This window comes from Maribacter sp., from assembly GCF_039974175.1.
GTDB lineage: Bacteria > Bacteroidota > Bacteroidia > Flavobacteriales > Flavobacteriaceae > Maribacter_C.
The window spans coordinates 123601-140613 of record NZ_JBDWJN010000009.1 but is presented as its reverse complement, the minus strand read 5'-3'; the positions used below and the strand labels follow the sequence as shown (position 1 = coordinate 140613).

The following is a 17013-nucleotide window of genomic DNA, read 5'->3' as shown; positions in this document are numbered from 1 at the left end:
AAAGCTACATAAAGATTTTTTAAAGAAGAACTGAAACAGTATTAAACCTATGTGGTTAAGTTTAATCCATGATAATCTTGAACTGGTGCTTAAGTCCATTATAGCCGTCTAGATCGGCTTTGATAGCACCAACAGCTAAATCTGCACTAATGCGAATAGGAATTTTATTGTCGTCTGCCGAAACCCAAAGCGATAGACTTTCCTGTTCCTTGAAAACTCTACCTGATTGAACATAGGGTCTGAACTTATGACATTTTACTTTACCGTATTTGGTCTTAAGAATTTCCGCTCCTAAATATTTTAATTTAAAATTAAATATTCCATCATCGTCATAGAGCATCTTCATTTTGATTGATTTACCGACCTCAAGGCTGTCGGCGTCATAATTATTTCGCAAATAGTAAAAGGCAGAAATAAGGTCTTGAACGCTATCTTGTAGCTTTATGTCTTGTTTTTTCTTGTTTTTTTTGTCGTTTAAAACGGCCTTTTGTTCTTTGTGGTCAAAGTTTATCTCAATATCTTTTGTATAGCCTCCTTCGTATATATTTCTAATAAATTTATAAGGTTTGCCATCTTCTTTGTCAAAATAACTTTCATAGGTATCATCAACCTTAAAAAAGATACTTGCAAAGCCTGAGGTTTCGCCATGTCCGACAACATGGTAAACAGGAATTCCGTCTATTTTATCAGATTTTACTTGAAGTGTTGCATAGCTTGCATTTAAGAAGCCATAGTGCATTCTGAATTTCAGCCATTCTCCAGGCTTAAAGGCAGATTCCTTTTTGTCTTTTCGTTTGTGCGTCGATTTTTTGAACCCTGTATTTATCGCTAAATCACTAGATTCTTGGGCATTTATTAAGAGCCCGAAAGACAAAAAAATCAATAGTAAAAATTTCTTCATAGCTTGAAGGGTTATTGTAAAAATAGTGAACGAATACTAGAACATTTATTGTTTACTATAACTTAAACAAAATTTATTCCAAAGTATTGTATTGCTATTCGTATCATATGGTATCCTTTGGTTAACAATTAAGAAGCTAAATACCCTATATCAAGTATTGTAATACAATTGTTATGCCAACTACAAAATTCATTATTTACAAAAAAAGCCCAGTTTAAAAACTGGGCTTTTCCTAAATAACCAACCAAACTTTAAATTATGAAAAACCAATACTTAAAGTTGTAAGGGAACCACCCCTTACTGATACAAATTTAATACATAACCCGCAGCTTGGAATGGGTTTTAACTTACTTTAACTTATCTCTTAACACTTAATTGTTAATCTCATTGAAAAATTAGGAAATCATTAAGAAAAAGGCCTGTTTAAAGGGTTCCACGGGCTTCTTGTTCCCTTTCTATCGCTTCAAAAAGCGCCTTAAAATTTCCTACGCCAAACGATTGAGCACCTTTGCGTTGTATAATTTCAATAAACAAAGTTGGACGATCAACAATAGTCTTTGTAAATAGTTGTAACAAGTACCCTTCTTCGTCTCGATCAATAAGAATTCCGTGTTTTTTGAGTACCGCTACATCTTCGTCGATTTCGCCCACACGCTCTAATAAATCGTCGTAATACTCATCGGGAACGTATAAAAATTCTACGCCCCTATCGCGCATTGCAGATACGGTAGCCACAATATCATCTGTTGCCAAGGCCATATGCTGAACACCTGGGCCATTATAGAAATCTAGATACTCTTCTATCTGAGACTTCTTTTTGCCTTCAGCGGGTTCATTGATGGGAAATTTCACCCTCCCATTACCATTACTCATCACCTTGCTCATCAGGGCGGTGTACTCGGTGGCAATATCATCATCAACAAATGATACGATTTGGGCAAAGCCCATAACCTCACCATAGAACTTACACCATTCGTTCATTTCACCCCATCCGACATTGCCCACCATATGGTCAATGAACTTAAGTCCTACTGAGTCGGGATTGTAGTGTGATTCCCATTTTCGATACCCTGGCAAAAAAATACCATTGTAGTTCTTCCGTTCCACAAATACATGAACGGTTTCGCCGTAGGTATAAACTCCCGATCGCACCACATGGCCGTTTTCATCTTCCTCTTTTGTAGGCTGCATATAGGGTTTTGCACCGCGTTTCGTGGTTTCCTCAAAAGCCTTAGTTGCATCATCTACCCATAGGGCAACAACCTTAACACCATCACCATGTTCGACAATATGTCGGTTGATCTCCCCTCCCTTTTGCAAGGGTGTAGTGAGTACCAATCTAATTTTATCTTGTTTAAGAACGTAAGAGACACGATCCTTAACACCAGTTTCCAATCCGGCATAGGCCTCCGATTGGAAACCAAAGGCCGTTTTATAAAAATGCGCCGATTGCTTGGCATTACCCACATAAAGTTCGACATAGTCGGTACCAAGTAGTGGAAGAAAATCTTCCGCTTCCTTAAATAACTTTTTTAGGGAGTACTCTGTATTTTTTAAGTCTTTTAGATTTTTTATTTCTGCTGCCATGAAAATTAATTTTAATGCATTGAAAAGTCATTGATTTTACCTTGAGATAGTAGGTATCGTAAAAGATATTCCCGCGCCTGCACTGAATCGTTATCAGAAAAAGCGGAAACAAAAGAAATTGTAGTAATTACCACATTGCCCTAAGGTGGGCTGTTATATCAATTCTAAATTGCATCATGTTGCACTACGGCTATTGGTCTACAAATATCGGAAAAAAGAAATCAACCTGTTGTTAATTCTAAGACAAGCTCTGAAATGAAAAGCCTAAAAACTAAAACCAATATCCGACACTAAAAAAGAAGTTCCCTTTATCTACCTCCGGAGACCATGAATAGATCACCTGAATAGGGCCTAAGAATGATTCTAGTCCGTACCCAAATGCAAAACCTGAGAAGGTGGGCTCGGTAAACCATTCTCCTGTTCGAAAAAGGTCATCCTCAACATTAGCAAAATTAGCTGCAAAGAGCAGGTGGTTTTTTGGTGCCACTTCAAGGTCTACCCTACCATATGCTTTAACATAACTATTGCCTGGTAGCGATAGAAAATCATACCCATAAAAGGGAATAAAATTATTGATGAGGTTCGTACCAAATCCCCCAAGAACAAAATCGAATGACGTAACGTTGGAAGTGCCTAATTTAAAACCACCTTCCGTCTCCACATTGATTGATAGATTGTCAAAAATTGAAAATGCTCCGCCTATTCGCGCCTTACTTACGGAAAATTCCTTAAAGTTGTCATTGAAATCAGATGATAGGATATAAAAATGAAAATCTCCGTCAAAGAAGAAACCCTTTGTAGGGAAATATTTATCATCATAGGTATCTAAGGTAAGCTTCCCAAAAGCACTATAGAAATTGCTTTTTTCAAATAAGGTTCTACCATTGCCGTCTATTCTGGCCTGTGCCAGTACATTTTCATTCTGATTTTCTAACTCGGCCAGAGTTCGCGTACTATACTTAAGAAACTTATGTTCGACGCCTGTAGTAAAAGCAAATTCTTCTTGCCATACCGTTTGAACGTAGGCTTGATTGGTAAAATCTTGAACTCCCATATTAATAGTATTCACATTGCCTACATTGGGGACTTCATAATTACTTCGAATGATGTCAAAATCTACTTCCTTTTCAAAATCATTGAAACGTGAATTAAATCCGAAACTCCAGTACGAGCCTTTGTCAATATAGTACTGAAGATTATAGCGTACATTATCTCCGAGAATAAAATCAAATGAAGCAACGTCGTCTTTCATCAAAAAATTCTTTCGGGTTAGATTTATCATTGCGGCACTTTTGTAGAGATCATCGTAGTGCGCTCCTAAGCGCAAGAAGGTTTTACCAGGATTCTCGTCTAATCTTAGCACCAGGTCTTCTCCAAGTCCGTTGGACAAAAGCTGGTATCGAATTGTTTGAAAATTTCCAGTTGCCGAGAGGTTACTTATTCCTTGTTGTAATTTTTTAAAGGTGATTTCCTTGCCAAGTTCGAAACGAAGTTTTCCCTTAACATACCCCCTTGAATAGTTAGCATTGTCACCAGACAAAACCAAACGATTAATAATAATAGATTCATTGGCAGCGATTGTCTTTATAGCTGCACTTTGCTTGTTTTGACTCATGGAAAGCTCCTTTAGTGCAGTATACTCATTACGCGCTGCAGCTTCTCCCATCCTTACAATGGCATTACCTTGGTTAAAGTCTAAGACGGTGTAATCGTCCATATTAGGTCGGATGTAAATATCTGTTTTTCTTGATTTCTCTTCCATAGCAGCAGCGGATCGAAAATTATTTATCTGAAGGAGAATTTCAGTTGCCGATAACAACTCCTCACGGCTAGAAAGACCATGCTGAACATCTACCCCAATAATTACATCTGCCCCGAGATCCTTTACTTTATAAATAGGATAATTGTTAACCACGCCCCCATCGATCAAAACTTTACCATCTACCGATGCTGGCTCAAAAAGGGAGGGAAGCGTTCCACTGGCCATTATAGCTTGGGGCAAATACCCTTTGTTCAGCACTACCTCTTCTCCGGTTTCCACATTGGTGCCAATACACACAAATGGAATAGGTAATTGAGTAAAATCTTGCACGTCTTTTACGTGGTATAGCAACCTGACCAATTCATGATATATATTTTGACCTCCAGAATATGCTGGTGGAACCGATATCTTGAATTTATTGAACGGCAGCGTAATGGCATACCTTTCAGAGTCTTCTTTTTCGTAAAAGGTCTTTGCGCTTCGTGGAAGATTATCTTGAATAAGACGACTGAAATCAGTAGTTCTAAATATGGAATCTAATTCGTTCGCTGAATACCCCGAGGCATATAACGCACCAACAATCGCCCCCATACTCGTACCGCCAATAAAGTCTATTTTAACCCCAGCTTCTTCAATGACCTTTAGTGCCCCGATATGGGCCAGCCCCTTGGCTCCGCCTCCACTCAAAACAAGGCCTACCTTGGTATCTTCAGTCTCATTGGCGTCTTGTGCAGATAAATGCAATGAGAGGAACAGAGAAACAACAAAAAGGATAGTTTTTTGCATGCTGTTTATACGACGCTATTTTTGATGAAATGTTTCATAAATTTTCTTTGCCTTTACCATTCCGACTGCTGTAGCAAGGTTTTCTATAGATGCCTCTTTAATTCGTTTGACAGATTTGAATGCTTTCAAAAGATCAGCAGCTGTTTTCTCACCAACACCATCAATACGTTCCAATTCCGAATTAATTGCCGCTTTACTGCGTTTATTTCGGTGAAATGTGATACCAAAACGATGTGCTTCGTTTCGAAGCTGCTGAATAATCTTCAAGCTTTCAGACTTCTTGTCTAAATATAACGGTATGGGGTCTTCTGGAAAGTATATTTCCTCAAGACGCTTTGCGATTCCAATAATAGCAATCTTACCTCGTAACCCTAAAAGATCCAAACTTTTTAATGCTGACGATAATTGTCCCTTACCCCCATCAATAACAATCAACTGGGGCAGAGGTTCATCTTCTGCCAATAGCCTTTTATAACGTCTAAAAACCACTTCTTCCATTGAGGCGAAATCATCAGGACCTGCTACGGTTTTAATATTGTAATGCCGGTACTCCTTTTTAGAAGGTTTTCCATCTTTAAAGACAACACATGCTGCCACAGGGTTGCTTCCTTGTATATTACTATTGTCAAAACATTCAATATGACGTGGTTCTTCTGACAGTCGGATGTCTTTTTTCATTTGAGCCATAATACGATTGGTATGGCGATCAGGATCGATAATACTTATTTGCTTGAACCGTTCTTGTCTAAAAAATTTAGCGTTTCGCTCAGATAGCTCTACAATTTTCCGCTTATCACCCAACTGTGGAACCGTAACTTTCAAATGGGGTTCAACGGTTACTTTGAAAGGCAGGTAAACCTCATTCGATTCCGATTTGAAACGGTCGCGAATCTCCACTATGGCCAGTTGTAATAAATCTTCATCTTTTTCTTCCAGCTTTTTTTTGATCTCCATAGTATGCGATCTAATAATAGAACCATGGGAAAGCTGCAAAAAGTTTACATAAGCAAAAGCCTCATCTGAAATAATCGAAAAGACATCTACATTATTTATTTTAGGGTTTACGATGGTACTCTTGACTTGATAATTTTCTAGAACCTCTATCTTATCTTTAATATGTTGGGCTTCTTCGAATTTCATTTCTGCAGCCAGCGCTTTCATCTGCCCTTTGAAATAATGCAATGAAGATTTGAAATTTCCTTTTATAATCTCCCGTATGTCCAAAATTTGGCGGTCATACTCCTCAGCTGTTTGTAACCCCTCACACGGACCCTTACAATTTCCCAGGTGGTATTCGAGACACACTTTGTATTTGCCTGCTTTTATTTTTTCTTCCGATAGGTCATAATTGCACGTTCTTAACGGATAGACACTTTTTATAAGATCTAGCAAAGTTCGAACCGTTTTCATACTGGTGTATGGCCCAAAATATTCTGAACCGTCTTTGATCAACTTTCTCGTTGGAAATATTCTCGGAAAGCGTTCATTTTTTATACAAATCCAAGGGTATGATTTATCGTCTTTTAAGAGTACATTGTACCTAGGACGGTATTTTTTGATCAAATTATTTTCAAGTAAAAGGGCATCAGATTCTGTTGGCACCACGATGTGATCAATGCGTACAATCTTTTTGACCATTACACGGGTTTTTCCGTATTCATGGTTTTTAGTGAAATAAGAGGTAACCCTTTTTTTTAAATTTTTTGCCTTTCCAACATACAATATTTTACCATTTGCATCGTAAAACTGATATACCCCTGGGTCTGTTGGCAAGGTTTGCAACTGTATTTCAATAGATACTTGGGGCATGTTGTCAAAAAGGTTTTTTTACTGGCTTGGTAGATGATGTTAAATTACCACGTTTTTACAAAACCACATTCGATTTTAATTTTATTTAACGTTGTCGAATTTGTATTTGTTTTAAGTGATTGAACACCTATTTTTAAGGTGAACAAACTAGATATTTCCAGTCATATACCGTGTCTTCAACTTCAAATCTATTGTAAAGTGTTAAAACTCTTAGAAAGACATCATTTTTTCGAATTTACGAAGTGAACATATAACTTTCTGTTTTTCATATACTTAAATCTAACATAGCTCGCATATACGTTCATTTCAGGTTAACTAGACATTAAATTTTAACAAAAAACGTGCAGTTCATCGAATAAAAGATACACTTAATAGGTTTTTTTTGTATATATTTAACCATCAAAATCAACCAACACATGGAAAAATACCTTATCACCATTGGAACCTACTTAATATTAATGCTATTTTGTAAAGTCTATTATGCTGTTGCTATCAAAGATTAGCTTCAGAGATCAATGTATATCGTAATGTTTTAACGAATCTTGATGTTAAAAAAAGATTTACGATTACACTATACCGCATTACGTAAAGAAGTTTCTACGCCATCGCTTTTAAATTCAAGTTTGTCTATTGCCAATAGATTACTATCCTTGTCTATTTGGGATTTTGACTATTATCACATTTTTTTGCCTATTACTTCTAAAAATGAGGTAGACACTTCCTTTATCCTTTCCATTTTACAAGGCAAAGACAAACATATTGTACTTCCTAAAATAGTGCACGGACGCAGTCTCCAGCATATTTTATTAACTGATAATACAAGGTTGAAAACAAATTCTTGGGGTGTGCCTGAACCCGCGGACGGTATTGAGATACCTATCAATAAAATCGATGTGGTTTTTGTACCCTTATTGGCATTTGACAAAAATGGTAACCGTGTGGGATACGGCAAAGGATTTTACGATAGCTTTCTATTGGAATGCAGAGCGGATATCATAAAAGTGGGGTTGTCATTGTTTGCGGCCGAAGATGAAATTACAGATGTAAATGAAAAGGATATTTCGCTAGACTTCTGCATTACCCCAGAAAAAACTTATTCGTTCTCAGGAGATTGATTCACCATCGTATCTACTTCTTCTATTTCAGCTTCTTCCTCGTTCTTTGGGAAAGCTTTTTTATTAAAAACAAGAAGTATTCCAACACCAGTACTGATTGCAGTATCGGCTATGTTGAAAACAGGCTCGAAAAAGCGAAAATCCTTTCCGCCGAAATAAGGCACCCACTCTGGCCAAACACTGTCGATCATTGGAAAATACAACATATCTACAACCTTGCCATAGAACACACCTCCATAGGGTTGGTCTGAAAACAAGGTAGCAACTTGACCGTTGCTATGATCAAATATGAGTCCGTAGAATACAGAGTCAATGATATTTCCCAAGGCTCCAGTAAAAATCAGAGAAACCGCAAGAATTAAGGTTTGTGGAGATTTCTTTCGAAGTGTATCATACAGCCAATACCCGATACCCGCAACCGCGAATAACCTGAATACCGTTAAAATCAACTTCCCAGCCGATTCTGAAATGGGCAGAAAGTCATTCAACTTAGCTCCCCATGCAGCACCTGAATTTTCTATAAAATGAATTTTGAACCAACTAAAGACTTCTGTTGAATCTCCTAATTCAAAATGGGTTTTGATGTAAATTTTACTAAGCTGGTCTATGATCAATATAACCGCAATCAGCAACAGCGACTTCTTTAAATTCATTCCTTACGTTATCTAGGGACAAAAATAGACATATTATTCGATTCTCTTTAAGCGTATGTTACCAGTAACGGTATGAAGTATATACTTCGTATTTCCGTTCGGAATTTGATCTCCGAGAATTTTTCCATATTTACTAACGCCATGAATTTCAGCCTTATTGCTTTTCACTATGATATCACCACTTTGGGTATTAACTTCCACAAAGCCCTTAACGTTGTTTAAATAGCTAGCACCATCGTTTAAAGTTACTTTTAACTTTTCGTAGGCGCCACTTGCCTGAATAGTGCAATTTGTTCCGAATAGTCGAACTTTTTTATGCGTTGGCAGTTGTATTCTCAAAGCGATAGAAACCACTTTATGAGCGCTTAATTTGTCATTCGGGTTTTCAAAATTGGGTCGGAAACCTGCATTTATCATAACAGCGGAGCCAACTTCCTTAACACTTAATACAAGGTCTTTGCTATATTCGCCATCAATGGTTGCCTCTACAACTACAGCATCGGTATCGCGGGTGTCGATACTTATTTCAAAACTGTTCGAAGCATCTATTTGAAATGAATCAATAGCGCTATCTACAATTGATTTTTTAACGACCTTCTGGGCGGTCAAAAAATTCACAATAAGAAATAGCAATAAAAAACTTCGCATAATCTGTTACAACAAAAAAGACCTACAAGGTTTGCATAACCTTGTAGGCCAAAATTCTAATATATCGACGTTTTTATTTCTGCATGTTTTTCGCCTCGATGCTCAAGGTCGCATGCGGAACAAGTTTTAAACGTTCTTTATTGATGAGCTTTCCGGTTACGCGACAAATACCGTAGGTTTTGTTTTCAATTCGTAACAAAGCGTTCTTCAAATCACGAATAAATTTCTCTTGACGAATCGCCAATTGCGTATTCGCTTCCTTACTCATGGTTTGAGAACCTTCTTCAAACGCTTTGAATGTTGGTGATGTATCATCGGTGCCATTATTGCCATCATTCATATACGAGCTTTTCAATAACTCTAAGTGGCTTTTCGCCTTTTCAATTTTTTCCTCTATGAGCTCCTTAAATTCGGCCAAATGCTTGTCGGAGTATCTAACTTTTAAATCTTGTGCCATTGTTCTAGTGTTTTTCAATAAATAATTTCGTGTTCACTTCATCGAAGGCTACTTCTGTGCCAATATCTAACTTTTCTTCAAAATCAAGTTCCGCAGTAAGGGTTTCGGTTTTGATATAGTTCAAATTATCCGTCACTGCTTTTTCTACAAAACCGTCTTTTAAAATCTTTATATCAATTTTGTCGGTTACTTCAAATCCAGAGTCTTTTCTCATATTCTGAATTCTATTTACTAATTCTCTTGCGATACCTTCTTTTCTTAGGTCTTCATTGATAGTAATGTCTAAGGCCACCGTAAGCGAACCTGAAGAAGCTACTAACCAACCTTCAATATCTTGAGAAGTAATCTCTACATCTTGTAACTGTAAATTAATACTATTATTTTCTATATGGATGGATATTTCGCCCTCCTGTTCGATTTTCTGGATGTCTTCCTGTCCAAGTTTAGCTACTTCAGCTGCTATCAGCTTCATTTTCTTGCCATATTTAGGACCCAAAACCTTAAAATTTGGCTTTATACGCTTTACTAAAACTCCAGAAGCATCATCTAATAGTTCAATTTCTTTTACGTTTACTTCCGACTTAATTAAATCGGCCACCGCTTCAATTTCATGTTTCTGTTTTTTATCTAAAACAGGAATCATGATTTTCTGCAACGGCTGGCGCACTTTAATTTTTTCCTTTTGACGGATAGATAATACCAATGATGAAATCCTTTGTGCTTTCTGCATTTTTCCCTCTAATTCAGTATCGACCATTGCCGAATTAAAGGACGGAAATTCCGCCAAATGTACACTTTCAAACGTTTCTTTTTGAGTGGTTTTTGTTAAATCTTTGTAAAGGCGCTCCATGAAAAATGGCGCTACAGGGGCGGAAAGTTTCGCCACATTTATCAAGCATGTATACAAGGTTTGGTATGCAGAAATTTTATCTTGTTGATAATCGCCCTTCCAGAATCGTCTTCTACATAAGCGTACATACCAATTGCTTAGATTCTCCTGTACAAATTCAGAAATGGCTCTCGTAGCCCGAGTAGGCTCATAATTGCCATAGGCTTCATCTACCTTCATAATTAGCGTATGCAGTTCAGAAAGAATCCATCGGTCAATTTCGGGGCGCTCGGCTAAAGGTATATCGGCTTCCGAGTAATTAAAGTCGTCGATATTGGCATAAAGCGCAAAGAATGAGTACGTATTGTAAAGTGTTCCAAAGAATTTACGCTTGACCTCTACAATGCCATCGATATCAAACTTTAAATTGTCCCAAGGGTTGGCATTTGATATCATATACCACCTTGTAGCATCTGCCCCATGTTCATTCATCGTTTCAAAAGGGTCGACTGCATTACCCAAACGTTTAGACATTTTCTTGCCTTCCTTATCTAGTACAAGGCCATTTGAAACCACATTTTTAAAAGCCACGGAATCAAATACCATAGCTCCAATGGCATGTAGCGTATAAAACCACCCTCTGGTTTGGTCAACTCCTTCAGCAATGAAGTCTGCAGGAAACGTCTCTCTTTTATCAATCAAATCTTGATTCTCAAAAGGATAATGCCATTGCGCATAGGGCATAGAACCACTATCAAACCAAACATCGATCAAATCGCTTTCGCGTTTCATCGGTTTGCCCGATTCAGAAACCAAGGTAATTTGATCTACGATATTTTTATGTAAATCTATTTTGTCATAATTCTCATCTGACATATCACCTACTACAAAATCTTCGAAGATGTCTTTGTCAAGAACTCCCGCTGCCAAGGCTTTTTGCATTTCAGCTTTTAACTCCGCTACGGAGCCAATCATTATTTCCGCGGTACCATCTTCAGTTCTCCAGATAGGAAGTGGAATACCCCAGAAACGTGAGCGAGATAAATTCCAATCATTGGCGTTGGACAGCCAATTTCCAAAACGACCTTCCCCGGTAGCTTTGGGTTTCCAATTGATGGTTTGGTTGAGGTCGAACATTTTGTCTTTGACATCGGTGACCTTGATAAACCAAGAATCTAACGGATAATATAAAATAGGCTTATCAGTACGCCAGCAGTTTGGATAACTGTGCACGTATTTTTCAACCTTAAATGCTTTATTCTCTTCCTTTAATTTAATGGCAATTTCAACGTCAATAGAGCGTTCTGGCGCTTCACCGTCGTCATAGTATTCATTCTTGACATACTTGCCTGCCCACTCCTTCATTTCAGGTCTGAACCTTCCTTGAAGGTCAACCAAGGGAACTGGATTGTTGTTTTCATCTAAAACCAAAAGCGGCGGAACTTCGGGTACTGCCTGTTTCGCTACCAAGGCATCATCTGCTCCAAATGTCGGGGCAGTATGAACTATTCCCGTACCGTCTTCTGTGGTCACAAAATCTCCGGCAATCACACGAAAGGCATTCTCCGGATTTTGGTAGGGTTTTGCTAAATCAATAAGCTGCTCATACTTTGTTCCGACCAATTCCTCTCCCTTAAATTCCTTTACAACATAATATGGTATCTTTTTATCAACTGAGGTATAGGCTAACAATTCGGGTTTGCTTTCAACCTGAATGAATTTACCAGCGAACTGTTTAGCAACCAAGTTTTTGGCCAACACCACGTTCATAGGTTTGAAGGTATATTGGTTATAGGTTTCGACCAATGTATAATCAATCCTATTGCCAACGGTCAATGCTGTATTTGAGGGAAGTGTCCAAGGCGTGGTCGTCCATGCTAGAAAATAGACATCCCCTTCATTTTGCAAAAAATCGGGTAATGTAGTTTCAATGGCCTTGAATTGTGCAGTTACTGTTGTATCTGTCACATCTTGATAGGTGCCTGGCTGGTTCAATTCGTGTGAACTGAGCCCTGTTCCGGCTTTTGGCGAATAGGGTTGAATGGTGTATCCTTTATAAATTAATCCCTTATCATAAATCTGTTTCAACAGCCACCAGACCGTCTCCATGTATTTAGATTTGTAAGTGACATAAGGGTCATCCATATCTACCCAATAGCCAACCTGCTGGGTCATTCTATTCCAGACATCGGTATAACGCATCACTGCTTTTTTACAAGCAGCATTGTATTCCTCTATTGATATTTTTTTTCCAATATCCTCTTTGGTGATGCCAAGTTCTTTCTCCACACCAAGCTCTATGGGAAGTCCGTGGGTATCCCAACCCGCCTTTCGTTTTACCTGAAAGCCTTTCATAGTCTTATACCTCGGAAAGATGTCTTTAATCGTGCGGGCCATCACATGATGAATACCGGGCATACCGTTTGCAGATGGCGGCCCTTCATAAAAGACATAGCTCGGTTTGGCTTCACGTGTGGAAACACTTTTCTCGAAAATTTGATTTTCTTTCCAGTAGCTAAGAACCTCTTCCGCTACTTTAGGTAAATTCAATCCTTTGTATTCTGCAAACTTCATACGAAACGCTTCTGACACTGCAATTTAAGGCTGCAAAATTAGGCATTTTGATTCATATAATTAGTATCTGTTATCGTAAACCACTGTGAAATTGAACCAGAAGATTATTTTGGAGCCGGCCCTTCAAATATTCGTTTTTGTTTACTACTTGACTTGAAATGTTAACAAATAGCATCTAAAAGAGAACTAAATACGTATATCTTTGTGTTATAAATAAAACACTAAAACTAAAAAACATGAAAAAATTAATTTTAAGTTCAATTTTGATGCTTGCCCTTTCTGTATCATTTGTATCATGCAGAGAAGCAGCTGACAAGGCAAAAGAAGCTACAGAAGCTGCTGAGGAAGCAGCTGAGGATGTGGGTGAAGCCGCTGAAGGTGCCATGGATAAAGCTGGTGAAGCTGTTGATGCAGCTGCCGAAATGGGTGAGGATGCCATGGATAAAGCTGGTGATGCCGTTGATGCAGCTAAAGATGCAGCAGGAGATGTAAAAGACGCTGCTGGCGATGCCATTGACAAAGCGAAAGATGCGGCAGGAGATGTCAAAGACGCTGCTAACGAAGCTGCTGACAAGGCAAAAGACGCTGCTAAAGACGTTACGGATAAAGTAAAAAACTAATTTCTTTAGCTACATAAAAATGACCCCGACTAAAAGTTGGGGTTTTTTTATTTAAAAACGATACCCAAGGCCTAAAATGAGATTCGCTCCTGGGGCAGCAATTCCAGAAGAATACGAGCGATACCTTTGATTGGTAATGTTTTCTAAACTCAAAGTAGCCTTTAATGCATTGGAAATGGCATACTGTGAACGTAAGTTCAAGGTATACCATGACGGAGAATACGGATTTCCATCAGCATCAATCGCGTAAATGTAATCCTTACTTATTTCAGATGGAGCAAGGTCTTTAAAGGCGAGTTTTCCATTGTAGTTTACAAAGGCATCTGCCTTAAGTTTTTGATTTTTCCAAATTAGGTGAAAATCACCAAAAATTGGAGCCACATGCCTGCCAGGAGCTTCGGTTCCATCTGCTTCTTCTTCAAGGCCCTCGGTAACCGTTAGGTTTGAGTTAATTGATATATGGTCTGACAAAAAAGCCTCAAGCCCCATCTCAAAACCGTAAACGTAGGCCTTCGCGGCGTTTTGTATGGCCTGTACGTCACTTAGCGCACCGTTGTACTCAATTTGCGACTGGCCATTGAACTGAAAGTCTCTACGAACTAGGGCATCTACCAAATAGGTATAGAAGGCCGCTCCTTTTAACACCACTTTATCCGCAAAATTCTTTTGAATACCCAATTCGGTATTGTAAGCATATTCTGGTTCTAAGTCAGGATTTGGCACTACTACCGAACCCGGTTCTGACTCAAATACTTTGCCGATGTCATCAATATTAGGTGACCGAAAACCTGTTGAAGCATTCCACGTAATTTGCAGATCGGCTTTTGGAAACCAACTAAGACCAAAACTTCCGGTAAGTGCCCCATTGTCTAATTTGGCATTATCAAATGGAAAGGGGTAAAAGGTCTTATCAAAAACAGCATCTATCCAAACATGACTGTATCTAAGACCGGAGAGCAGTGTTAAATTTGGTTTGGCCTTATATTCAGCTTTTATATAGCCCGCTACGGTTTGCCAAGTGGCTCCGTTGGGATATCTTGAGGCCGCATCGGAAATAATATCCGTTGCTATATTCTCTTGACTCCCATTGGAACCGACTTTGTTAAATATATATTCAGTTCCGTAGTATAGCCTGAGGTTTCCTATGCGTTTGTTTTCAAAATCAACATTGGCTGAAATAGCGTCAACCTTTTCTGCGGTCGTATATCTAGTAAGGTCTTGGAAGTCGCGATTATTCCTGCTTTCTTCGAAATATTGATAAGCCGTGGTGATCTTTAAGCCATCGTAAAACAGACCCTTCCCTGTATTATTGATTTGCAGGTTACTCATAAACCATTTTTGCGGACCGTAAAACCATTCAGCTGAGCGAAGACCAGTACCTTCTGAATTAGGCCGTATCAAACGGTCATATCTGGCATAATCAGATGTTTCTGAATAATGCAATCCCAAATCATAATTCCAATTCTTGTTGGGTTGATGCGCTATTTTTTGCAAGATGTTAATCTGATTGTAATTTGTAGGAATTTGTCTTTCAGGATTATCGTTCGCTACCAATTCATCTTGTCCGTTTCTTCGTATGACATAGTTAGTTCTCAAATACGAATCAGGTCCGTTTCTTCCCATCTTCAAATCACCGAAATCATTATAAGATACACTGGTTAAAAATGCCCATTTTTTTCTTCCCAGGTTAAAATCAAAATGCAGGGTATTTTCAGTATTTGCAGAGGCGAAGCGGTAGTTTGCGTTTCCAGAGAAAGAGAGACTGTCAGCTATTGAAAACTCCGCTTTCCTCGTATAAAAGTTCATAACTCCGCCTATGGCATCACTCCCATAAATGACCGATCCAGGGCCGAAAATTATCTCTGTATTTTTAACGGCATAAGGGTCAATTGAAATTACATTTTGAATATTTCCCCCTCGAAAAATTGCATTGTTCATTCGGATACCGTCAACCGAAAGCAAAAGTCGATTAGTTGCAAAGCCACGTATCATTGGACTTCCTCCACCAAGTTGGCTTTTTTGAACGAAAACCTTTCCGCTATTTTGCAGTAAGTCAGCTGAAGTTTGAGGATTCGTAAAAGCTATTTCACGGGCGTCAATGGAAGCAATCTTATTTGGTATATCTTTTTTTTGCTGCTCCCATTTCGAAACCGACATCACCACCTCGTCTAGCTGTTCAGCCTTCAATCTGAGATATATTCTTTGCTTCTGTCGCTGAATTTGAGCCTTGGTCGACTTGCGGATTTCGTAGCTAATATGTTGAAAGGTAATGCGTTCGCTCCGATCAAAAATTGACAAATCACAGCTGCCATCAACATCAGAAACCGCGGTTTTTGATTTATCTAGATTATACACAGCTACATTGAGAATAGGTTCTTTTGTATCTACATCAAGCACCGTAATTTCTTGAGCAGAAACCAGTTGTAGACCTAAAAAAAAGAGCACAAAAAATATCCTCGTCATCATAGTCACCTTAGCTAAAAACTTCATTTAAAATGGCAAGAGACTTGGGTTTTCGAAATCCCTGTAAATGCAATTCAAAATACAGAACTAGGGATTTTAGCAGTTCTTGTCGGTTTGTTTTAGTCATTTTGATCCTATGTATCTCATCAAAATTTGTGCCCAACACGGTTTTAAAAAAATTAAGATTTTCTCCTGTTAAAATCGGGTTCAACGAAGGACGATCAGTAAACGCTCCTTCCAAAAGGTCGAAACAAGGTGAATTTATGGCATTAGTGTCTGGGTAAAAACCCAAATAACGTGTTAGATTTATCAGAAAACCAAGGTGGAAATTAGAGATTTCGTCATGCGTATCAAGCCATTGAAGGGAGGCTTCAAGATACTGAAAAAGGCCTTGGTTACTTTCCTCTTCGTGAATACTATTGCTCAACATTTCTGCCAAGAACTGCGTCATAGCACTTTTAGAAATATCACTATGTAGGGTTTGATAATGATAACTGACCTTCGCTTCTCTAATGCGTTCCAAGCTTCCTTTATTCTTATGATTGGCAACGATTTCCAATTGAGTCAGCGGCTGAAAATAGGCTGTTTTCAACTTTCCTTTTTTGGATACCAACACTCCCTTTAATAGGTAGGATTTCAATCCGTCAGAAGCCGTAAAAACCTTAGAGATAAGACTCGTATCTCCATACTTCAAAGAAGTAAGAACTATGGCTTTTGTGGTAACTTGCATTAAGGTGGTTGGGTTTTTTGGCAAAGATAGGTTGAAAAAATACGAAATACGAAGTACAAGGTGTTTCATGAAAAAGCCC

General features: G+C 38.3%; 12 protein-coding genes. 2 read left to right on the top strand and 10 right to left on the bottom strand.

Annotation, left to right across the window (positions count from 1 at the left end):
* Positions 1-61 precede the first annotated feature (61 nt).
* From ABJN95_RS07080 to uvrC, 4 genes are all read right to left on the bottom strand, one after another.
* The gene (locus tag ABJN95_RS07080; RefSeq protein ID WP_348369657.1) at positions 62-901 is read right to left on the bottom strand and encodes a DUF3108 domain-containing protein; all 840 of its coding nucleotides are present in this window, start codon (positions 899-901) and stop codon (positions 62-64) included.
* 423 nt (positions 902-1324) lie between these two features.
* Positions 1325-2488 carry a 4-hydroxyphenylpyruvate dioxygenase gene (gene hppD, locus ABJN95_RS07075; protein WP_348369656.1) on the bottom strand — a complete coding sequence of 388 codons (1164 nt, stop codon included), beginning with the start codon at positions 2486-2488 and terminating at the stop codon, positions 1325-1327.
* 271 nt (positions 2489-2759) lie between these two features.
* Positions 2760-5036 (bottom strand): patatin-like phospholipase family protein, encoded by a 2277-nt coding sequence (locus ABJN95_RS07070; RefSeq protein WP_348369655.1) that lies wholly within the window; start codon positions 5034-5036, stop codon positions 2760-2762.
* Between the two features lie 15 nt (positions 5037-5051).
* Positions 5052-6845: an excinuclease ABC subunit UvrC gene (gene uvrC, locus ABJN95_RS07065; RefSeq protein WP_348369654.1), complete on the bottom strand. Its 1794-nt coding sequence runs from the start codon at positions 6843-6845 to the stop codon at positions 5052-5054.
* A 545-nt stretch (positions 6846-7390) separates the two neighbouring features.
* Here uvrC and ABJN95_RS07060 point away from each other — a divergent pair.
* Positions 7391-7960, top strand: a complete 570-nt coding sequence (locus ABJN95_RS07060; protein ID WP_348369653.1) for a 5-formyltetrahydrofolate cyclo-ligase — start codon at positions 7391-7393, stop codon at positions 7958-7960.
* Here the strand turns inward: ABJN95_RS07060 and ABJN95_RS07055 are convergent.
* The 4 genes from ABJN95_RS07055 to ileS all read right to left on the bottom strand — a co-directional run bounded on the left by ABJN95_RS07055 (position 7939) and on the right by ileS (position 13121).
* Positions 7939-8613: a lipoprotein signal peptidase gene (locus tag ABJN95_RS07055; RefSeq protein ID WP_348369652.1), complete on the bottom strand. Its 675-nt coding sequence runs from the start codon at positions 8611-8613 to the stop codon at positions 7939-7941. The genes ABJN95_RS07060 and ABJN95_RS07055 overlap by 22 nt on opposite strands.
* A 33-nt stretch (positions 8614-8646) precedes the next feature.
* On the bottom strand, positions 8647-9261 hold the full coding sequence (locus ABJN95_RS07050; protein ID WP_348369651.1) for a hypothetical protein: 615 nt from the start codon (positions 9259-9261) through the stop codon (positions 8647-8649).
* A 73-nt stretch (positions 9262-9334) separates the two neighbouring features.
* A complete protein-coding gene (locus ABJN95_RS07045) occupies positions 9335-9718 on the bottom strand; it encodes a TraR/DksA C4-type zinc finger protein (protein ID WP_348369650.1) in 384 nt (127 codons plus the stop codon).
* Between the two features lie 4 nt (positions 9719-9722).
* Positions 9723-13121 (bottom strand): isoleucine--tRNA ligase, encoded by a 3399-nt coding sequence (gene ileS, locus ABJN95_RS07040; RefSeq protein ID WP_348369649.1) that lies wholly within the window; start codon positions 13119-13121, stop codon positions 9723-9725.
* A 236-nt stretch (positions 13122-13357) separates the two neighbouring features.
* On the opposite strand from ileS, the gene ABJN95_RS07035 reads away from it, so the two are divergent.
* On the top strand, positions 13358-13741 hold the full coding sequence (locus tag ABJN95_RS07035) for a hypothetical protein (protein WP_348369648.1): 384 nt from the start codon (positions 13358-13360) through the stop codon (positions 13739-13741).
* A gap of 51 nt (positions 13742-13792) precedes the next feature.
* On the opposite strand, the gene ABJN95_RS07030 is transcribed toward ABJN95_RS07035, so the two are convergent.
* Positions 13793-16207 carry a TonB-dependent receptor gene (locus ABJN95_RS07030; RefSeq protein ID WP_348369647.1) on the bottom strand — a complete coding sequence of 805 codons (2415 nt, stop codon included), beginning with the start codon at positions 16205-16207 and terminating at the stop codon, positions 13793-13795.
* Between the two features lie 7 nt (positions 16208-16214).
* Positions 16215-16934 carry a DNA repair protein RecO gene (gene recO / locus ABJN95_RS07025; protein WP_348370076.1) on the bottom strand — a complete coding sequence of 240 codons (720 nt, stop codon included), beginning with the start codon at positions 16932-16934 and terminating at the stop codon, positions 16215-16217.
* Positions 16935-17013 lie beyond the last annotated feature (79 nt).

What these genes read in the sequence shown, in the direction of transcription:
- ABJN95_RS07080 (WP_348369657.1), bottom strand. Translation starts at nt 901, where the DNA reads ATGAAGAAATTTTTACTATTGATTTTTTTGTCTTTCGGGCTCTTAATA.
- hppD (WP_348369656.1), bottom strand. Translation starts at nt 2,488, where the DNA reads ATGGCAGCAGAAATAAAAAATCTAAAAGACTTAAAAAATACAGAGTAC.
- ABJN95_RS07070 (WP_348369655.1), bottom strand. Translation starts at nt 5,036, where the DNA reads ATGCAAAAAACTATCCTTTTTGTTGTTTCTCTGTTCCTCTCATTGCAT.
- uvrC (WP_348369654.1), bottom strand. Translation starts at nt 6,845, where the DNA reads ATGCCCCAAGTATCTATTGAAATACAGTTGCAAACCTTGCCAACAGAC.
- ABJN95_RS07060 (WP_348369653.1), top strand. Translation starts at nt 7,391, where the DNA reads ATGTTAAAAAAAGATTTACGATTACACTATACCGCATTACGTAAAGAA.
- ABJN95_RS07055 (WP_348369652.1), bottom strand. Translation starts at nt 8,613, where the DNA reads ATGAATTTAAAGAAGTCGCTGTTGCTGATTGCGGTTATATTGATCATA.
- ABJN95_RS07050 (WP_348369651.1), bottom strand. Translation starts at nt 9,261, where the DNA reads ATGCGAAGTTTTTTATTGCTATTTCTTATTGTGAATTTTTTGACCGCC.
- ABJN95_RS07045 (WP_348369650.1), bottom strand. Translation starts at nt 9,718, where the DNA reads ATGGCACAAGATTTAAAAGTTAGATACTCCGACAAGCATTTGGCCGAA.
- ileS (WP_348369649.1), bottom strand. Translation starts at nt 13,121, where the DNA reads ATGAAGTTTGCAGAATACAAAGGATTGAATTTACCTAAAGTAGCGGAA.
- ABJN95_RS07035 (WP_348369648.1), top strand. Translation starts at nt 13,358, where the DNA reads ATGAAAAAATTAATTTTAAGTTCAATTTTGATGCTTGCCCTTTCTGTA.
- ABJN95_RS07030 (WP_348369647.1), bottom strand. Translation starts at nt 16,207, where the DNA reads ATGATGACGAGGATATTTTTTGTGCTCTTTTTTTTAGGTCTACAACTG.
- recO (WP_348370076.1), bottom strand. Translation starts at nt 16,934, where the DNA reads ATGCAAGTTACCACAAAAGCCATAGTTCTTACTTCTTTGAAGTATGGA.